Genomic DNA, 6082 nt, shown 5'->3' with positions numbered 1-6082 from the left:
ACGGGGTGCGGAACACCGCGTTGGCGGCGGTGGTGAAGGAGCCAGTCTCGGCGATCGCCACGAAGGTGCGCAGCACATCGAGGTCAAGCAGCGGCAAAGGGTGATTGAGCGGGGCGTTCATGGGAGCCGACCTTCAATTTTTCTGATGCAATCCATCATTCCATTTCGTTTGATTGAACATCAGTCCGGGCGCATAGTCAACTCAATCGATGCAGGATGCTGCCAAAAGCAGCCATGAGACGACCCTGACACAGTCCTGCAATCGACATGAAATGAAGCTGAAACAGACCTGACTTAACGCAGTGACGGGCGCCTCCCTGCCCGCATAGAGGAGAAAGAAATGTCTATCCTGTCGTCCATCGGTCGGCTTGCGACCGAATTCAGCGCGGCCCGCGCCCGCTATCAGACCGAACGCGCCATCCATGCGCTGCCGATCGAACTGCAGAAGGATATCGGCTGGCCGGAAGCAGCCGACGTAAAGACCGGCTTGCGCCACGGTGTCGGAAGCTGGGCCGGAGCGAAGTAATCACGTGTGTATGGAGATCTGAAGGCCTGCCGCGTCAGCTCGGCAGGCCTTTTTGTTTGTTTTAGGCCTTTTTGTTTGCATCAAACGACTTTTACAGCCATGCCGCCGCTGCATGACGCATATGAACCACTCGCATAACGGGTTAACAGGCCAGGTAAAGCACTGTAAATAATAGGAAATTGTGAGCACGTTGCCCAAAAATGTCGCAAATCGTGTCGCTTTTCATATCAAGCGCTTCGTTTTTGCGATTTAGTTTTTGCCGAAGCGAGCCTATATCGGCGCCAGCAAAAACGAGCTGCCCCACTCCATCAAGCGAAGGCGACCCGTCTGAGCAACCAAATGGAGATGATGATGAAGCTCTTTGCCCGCCTGTTTGCCCGCCGCGAAGTGAACCTGACGACCGCTCTGGAGCGTCAGCGTCTCGCCAAGACCATGCCCGGCCAGACCGGCGCCGTGGCCGCTGCTCGTCTCGGCTTCGTTGCCTGAGACAATCCAGTACCGATTAGCTGAATTCAAACGCCGCCCGGCTTGCCGTGGCGGCGTTTTCATTTCGGTATTGCCACTTGTCGTCGGTGCAGCGACGCCCTGCGGTTGCACCTATTGCCCATTTGCGACTCGTGTCGCAAATTTAATCTTCACTTAGCCGCCTACCCGATTGACAGGAATGGTTTTTCCTGTTGTCGCTATGCTGTTCGCGACATCCTGTTCGCGTCATGGCTGCGTGAGGTTTCACCGTGAATGCCGTAAAGCACCCGATCAAGAGATCGTTTGTATTCTTCCTCGTTCCCGACTTCACCATGATCGCCTTCGCGACGGCGCTCGATCCGCTTCGCTCGGCCAACCGGATGCTCGGCTATGAGGCCTATAGCTGGCGCCTGGCGAGCATCGACGGCAAACCGGTTCGCGCCTCGAACGGCGTCGAATGTGCCGTCAACACCTCGCTGGAGGAGGAGCGCAGGAAGATGGCCGGGCCGGACCGGCCGAACATGGCGATCGTCTGCAGCGGCATCAATGTCGAGCGCTACCACAACAAATCGGCGTTCGCCTGGCTGCGCGAAGAGTATAATCGCGGCGTCGCCGTCGGCGGCCTGTGCACCGGCGCGCATATCCTGGCCGCCGCGGGCCTGCTGTCCAACAAGCGCTGCGCAATTCATTGGGAAAACCTGCCGGGCTTCTCCGAGGCCTTCCCGAAAGCCAATGTCTTCGCCGACCTCTTCGAAATCGACCAGAATGTCTACACCTGCGCCGGCGGCACCGCCGCGCTCGACATGATGCTGAAGCTGATCGGCGATGATTTCGACGAGAGCCTGGTCAACCGCGTCTGCGAGCAGGTGCTGACCGACCGCGTGCGCAGTCCGACCGATCGCCAGCGCCTGCCGCTGCGTGCCCGCCTCGGCGTTCAAAATTCCAAGGTGCTCACCATCATCGAGTTGATGGAGGCGAACCTCTCCGAACCGCTGTCGCTGATCGAGATCGCCGACCATGTCGATCTGTCGCGCCGGCAGATCGAGCGCCTGTTCCGCACCGAGATGGGCCGGTCGCCCGCCCGCTACTATCTGGAGATCCGGCTCGACCGCGCCAGGCATCTGCTCATCCAGTCGTCGCTGCCGGTGGTCGAAGTGGCAGTCGCATGCGGCTTCGTTTCCGCCTCGCATTTCTCCAAATGCTACCGCGAACTCTATGCCCGCTCGCCGCAGCAGGAGCGCGTCGACCGCAAGCAATTGCTGGCGGCTTGATCAGGTGTCACATGACCACGAGAGCGACTCAATTCGACAATCTGGCCGACCGGCGCAGCTTCGGTCTCGACGCGGAGAAATGGGCTGCGTTCATGGCGACTCTGGAAGCTCCCGTCCGTGATCTTCCACGGCTAAAACGTCTCTTGAACGAGCCAAGCATTTTTCCCGACCCGATCCAGTATGTGTCGAACTGACTACACCTGCGCCGTCCGCATCGCCTCGATACGGATGTCTTCGGTGAGCTGCGCCTTGAGCGCCGAGAATTCCGGGCTGGTCTTCAGCGTGTAGTGGCGCGGATGCGGCAGGTCGACTGGCACGTCCGACTTGATGCGGCCGGGCCGGGCGCTCATCACGATCACCCGCGACGCCATGAAGATCGCCTCTTCGATGTCATGGGTGACGAACAGCACCGTCTTCTTGCGCCGCTCCCAGATGCCGAGCAGCAATTCCTGCATCAACCCGCGCGTCTGGTTGTCGAGCGCACCGAACGGCTCGTCGAGCAGCAGGATTTCGGGATCGTTGGCCAGCGCCCGCGCAATTGCCGTGCGCTGCTGCATGCCGCCCGAAAGCTGTTTCGGCCAGTGGCTCTCGAAGCCTTTCAGGCCGACGAGATCGATATAGGAGGCGACGATCTCGTTGCGCTCGCGCTCGGGCCGGCCTTGCTCGTGCAGGCCGAAACCGATGTTTTCGGCGACCGTCAGCCAGGGAAACAGCGTGTAGGATTGGAACACCATGCCGCGGTCTGGTCCCGGCCTTGTGACCGCCTTGCCGTCGAGCAGCACGCGGCCCGTGCTCGGCGCCTCCAGTCCGGCGACGATCCTGAGCAAGGTCGACTTGCCGCAGCCGGATGGCCCAAGGATGGTGATGAAGTCATTCGCCGCGACCGCGAGGTCGACCGGCTGCAGCGCCCGCACCGGCTGCCCGCCCCCTACCCCGGCAAAGGTCCGCGAGACGCCTTCGATCAGCAGCTTGCTCATGCCAGGCTCCATGGAAAGAGCCAGCGGTTGAGCGCCTTGAAGGCGAAATCGGACAGAAGCCCGATCAGCCCTATGACAATGATGCCGAAGATGATCTGCCCCGTCGCCAGCCGCGACTGGCTGTTGATGATCATGTAGCCGATGCCCGACGACGAGCCGATCAGCTCGGCGACGATCACATAGGTCCAGGCCCAGCCAAGCACCAGGCGCAGCGTTTCGGCGATCTCCGGCGCATTGGCCGGCATGATCACGCGCTTGACGATGCCGTTGTCGGTCGCCCCCAGCGTATAGGCGGCCTCGACCAGGTCTCGCCTCGTACTGCCGACCTTGACCGCGACTATCAGGATGATCTGGAACACAGAGCCGACGAAGATCACCAGGAGCTTCTCGAATTCTCCGATGCCGGCCCACAGGATGAGCAGCGGGATAAAGGCGGATGCCGGCAGGTAGCGGGCAAAGGACACGAACGGCTCGAGGAGGGCTTCGACAGGCTTCCAGGCGCCCATCGCGATGCCGATCGGCACCGCGACGATCGAGGCCAGCACGAAGCCGCCGAAGACGCGCCAGATGGTGATCAATATGTCGAGCCAGAACCGGTCTTCGACGAGCAGCCGCCAGCCGTCCTTGAGCATCGACAGAGGATCGGCAAGGAAGATCCGGTTCACATGGCCGCCGAGCGTGATCCACGCCCAGAAGGCCACGAACAGCACGAAAAAGGCGATGCCGAGCGCGCTTCGCGTGCCCGGCGCAACGGGGTGCAAGGGACGCAGCATTCAGGCCCTGTCCTTAAAGCATGGCTCCCGAAAGTGGAAACCGGTTCGGGTAAAGACATGCGCAAAATGAAAGAGCTAAAGCGCGAGGAGCGTATCTGAAGGATCGCGACGCGCTTTAGCGAGAAGGGAGCGGCGGCCTTGCGCCGCCGATAGGGTGATTGCGCGATCAGTTGGCCACCGCGCTGGTGTCGGCAAGCGTCGTCACATCCGGGACTTCCTTGATCAGCCCCATCTGCAGCAAAAGATCGGCCGCGGTCTTGGAAAAATCCTGGAACTCCTTGGTGAAGAACTGCTTATTCTCCGCCTTGTCGGCCCATTTCAGGTACTTGGCCGAATCCTCGAATTCCTTGGCCGACTGCTTCACGTCGGCGCCCATGATCTCGTAGGATTTCTGCGGATCCTTCTTGATCAGGTCGAGCGCGTCGAAATAGCTGTCGGCGAGCGCCTTGGCGGCATCGGGATTGGCCTTGAGGAAGTCCGGCGTGCAACCGACGGTGTCCAGCACCATCGGGTAGTCGAGCGTGGTCGCCAGGATATGGCCCTGGTCGGCCTTGTCGCGGACCGCTGAAATGAACGGCTCATAGGTGACGGCGGCATCGTTCTGGCCGGCCAGGAAGGCCTGCGCCGCCGCATCCGGCTCCAGATTGACGACGGTGACGTCCTTGGTCGACATGCCGTTCTTGTTGAGCACCCAGGCGAGCAGGAAATAGGGCGAGGTTCCAGGCGCGGACGAGGCGACATTCTTGCCCTTGAGGTCGGCGACGGACTTGATGTCGTTGCGCACGACGATGCCGTCGGCGCCATAGGACTTGTCGAGCTGGAAGATCTGCTTGGTGGTGACGCCGCTGGCGTTCCACACCATCCAGGTTTCGACCGTGGTCGCCGCGCATTGCAGGTCGCCGCTGGCGATGGCCAGCGGCCGGCTCGCCTGCGGCACTTTCTTGAGCGTGACGTCGAGCCCGTGCTTTTCGAAAAGCCCGGCCTGCTTGGCCAGAGTCAGCGGCGCGAAGCCGGTCCAGCCGCTGATGCCGATGGTGAGCGAGGTGGCAGCCATCGCGGGCGCGCCAAGCATGGCGGCCGCCGTCAGCGTTGCCGCGAAAATGGTGGTCCTGTTCATTGTGGTTCCCCTTTTTGTGGTGAGCGCGAATTGTCTCACAGACGCCAAAAGGCTTGTCAATGAAGCGGCGTTTCAACGAAACGTCATCCTGAACGGTTGCCTGCTCCTCCTCCCCTCACGGCATGCCCCAGCCGCGGTTGCGCCACATCTTTTCGCCGGCTTGGCAGTCGGCGGCCGGCCTGTTATCGGCGAGCACGACCGGCGGATGCGCGGCCCCTTCGGCCGCCCGTTGCGGTGAAGCCGAACCGGCGAGCTCCAGCACCAGCTTGCGGCGGATCGCTTCGGGAAACTGCGTCCAGTCATTGACCGGGATCATGAAGGCGCCCGGTCCGCCGATGACGCAGTCGCTGTAATAGCGGTCCAGATTATCGACGTCGAAGGCGCCGCTGAAACCGCCGCGCGTCATCAGCGGCAGGCCGTTGATGGTGATGCCTTGCCTGACCACCTCGTCGCGGGTGAGATCGACCGGCGCGCCCTGGTTGTTCGGCCCATCGCCGGAAACATCGATGACACGCTTGGTCCCCTGGAATCCGCTCTCTGCGAACAGATCGCTGCCGAAGCTCAGCGCCCCGGAAATCGAGGTGCGCCGGGCGCTGTCCGGCGGGTTGGCTTCGAGCTTCGCGACGAACCTCTCGGCGTCGGCGCGGTTGGCGATCACGGTCCACGGCACGACGACTCGCTGCCAGGTCGTGCCCGCCCATTCGACATAGGTGACGGCGATCTTGCCATAGGCGCCGTCGGCGATAGCCTTCAGCACGTTGTCATGCATCAGCGCCGCCGCGTAGCCATGACGCTGGATCTCCAGCTCAGCCGGTGACATGGAAAGCGAGACATCGACCGCCAGCACCAGCTCGACATCGACCGGCTCGGCGGGAGACGCGGCAGGAGTCAGCCAAAGCGCCAGCGCCAGGGCGGCGCTGCCTGAGACGATATGCCTTGCGCGGGCATAAGCG

General features: G+C 61.9%; 9 protein-coding genes. 4 read left to right on the top strand and 5 right to left on the bottom strand.

Features of this window, described 5'->3' with window-relative positions:
- The coding region (locus EOA27_RS18140; protein ID WP_145970395.1) for a LysR family transcriptional regulator at window positions 1–121 on the bottom strand (121 nt) is incomplete at its 3' end.
- Window positions 122–340: 219 nt separating this feature from the next.
- On the opposite strand from EOA27_RS18140, the gene EOA27_RS18135 reads away from it, so the two are divergent.
- From EOA27_RS18135 to EOA27_RS43165, 4 genes are all read left to right on the top strand, one after another.
- A complete protein-coding gene (locus tag EOA27_RS18135) occupies window positions 341–526 on the top strand; it encodes a hypothetical protein (RefSeq protein WP_042645026.1) in 186 nt (61 codons plus the stop codon).
- Window positions 527–865: 339 nt separating this feature from the next.
- Window positions 866–1012, top strand: a complete 147-nt coding sequence (locus EOA27_RS41525; protein ID WP_189354162.1) for a hypothetical protein — start codon at window positions 866–868, stop codon at window positions 1010–1012.
- A 311-nt stretch (window positions 1013–1323) separates the two neighbouring features.
- Window positions 1324–2262 (top strand): GlxA family transcriptional regulator, encoded by a 939-nt coding sequence (locus tag EOA27_RS18125; RefSeq protein ID WP_348526999.1) that lies wholly within the window; start codon window positions 1324–1326, stop codon window positions 2260–2262.
- On the top strand, window positions 2157–2456 hold the full coding sequence (locus EOA27_RS43165; RefSeq protein ID WP_348526997.1) for a DUF1778 domain-containing protein: 300 nt from the start codon (window positions 2157–2159) through the stop codon (window positions 2454–2456). The genes EOA27_RS18125 and EOA27_RS43165 overlap by 106 nt, the downstream gene beginning before the upstream one ends.
- Here EOA27_RS43165 and EOA27_RS18115 read toward each other — a convergent pair whose 3' ends face one another.
- From EOA27_RS18115 to EOA27_RS18100, 4 genes are all read right to left on the bottom strand, one after another.
- Window positions 2457–3239, bottom strand: a complete 783-nt coding sequence (locus EOA27_RS18115; RefSeq protein ID WP_126082168.1) for an ABC transporter ATP-binding protein — start codon at window positions 3237–3239, stop codon at window positions 2457–2459. It lies immediately after the preceding gene.
- Window positions 3236–4009: an ABC transporter permease gene (locus tag EOA27_RS18110; protein ID WP_127256823.1), complete on the bottom strand. Its 774-nt coding sequence runs from the start codon at window positions 4007–4009 to the stop codon at window positions 3236–3238. Before EOA27_RS18110 ends, EOA27_RS18115 begins: the two co-directional genes overlap by 4 nt.
- Window positions 4010–4178: 169 nt before the next feature.
- Complete coding sequence (locus tag EOA27_RS18105) at window positions 4179–5129, bottom strand: ABC transporter substrate-binding protein (protein WP_126082167.1); 951 nt, start codon at window positions 5127–5129, stop codon at window positions 4179–4181.
- A gap of 115 nt (window positions 5130–5244) precedes the next feature.
- Window positions 5245–6082: DUF1194 domain-containing protein (locus EOA27_RS18100; RefSeq protein WP_245491115.1), on the bottom strand; the 838-nt coding region annotated here is incomplete at its 5' end.

The sequence above is a fragment of the Mesorhizobium sp. M2A.F.Ca.ET.037.01.1.1 genome, assembly GCF_003998075.1.
Taxonomy (GTDB): Bacteria; Pseudomonadota; Alphaproteobacteria; order Rhizobiales; family Rhizobiaceae; genus Mesorhizobium.
This window is presented reverse-complemented; position numbering and strand designations above follow the sequence as displayed.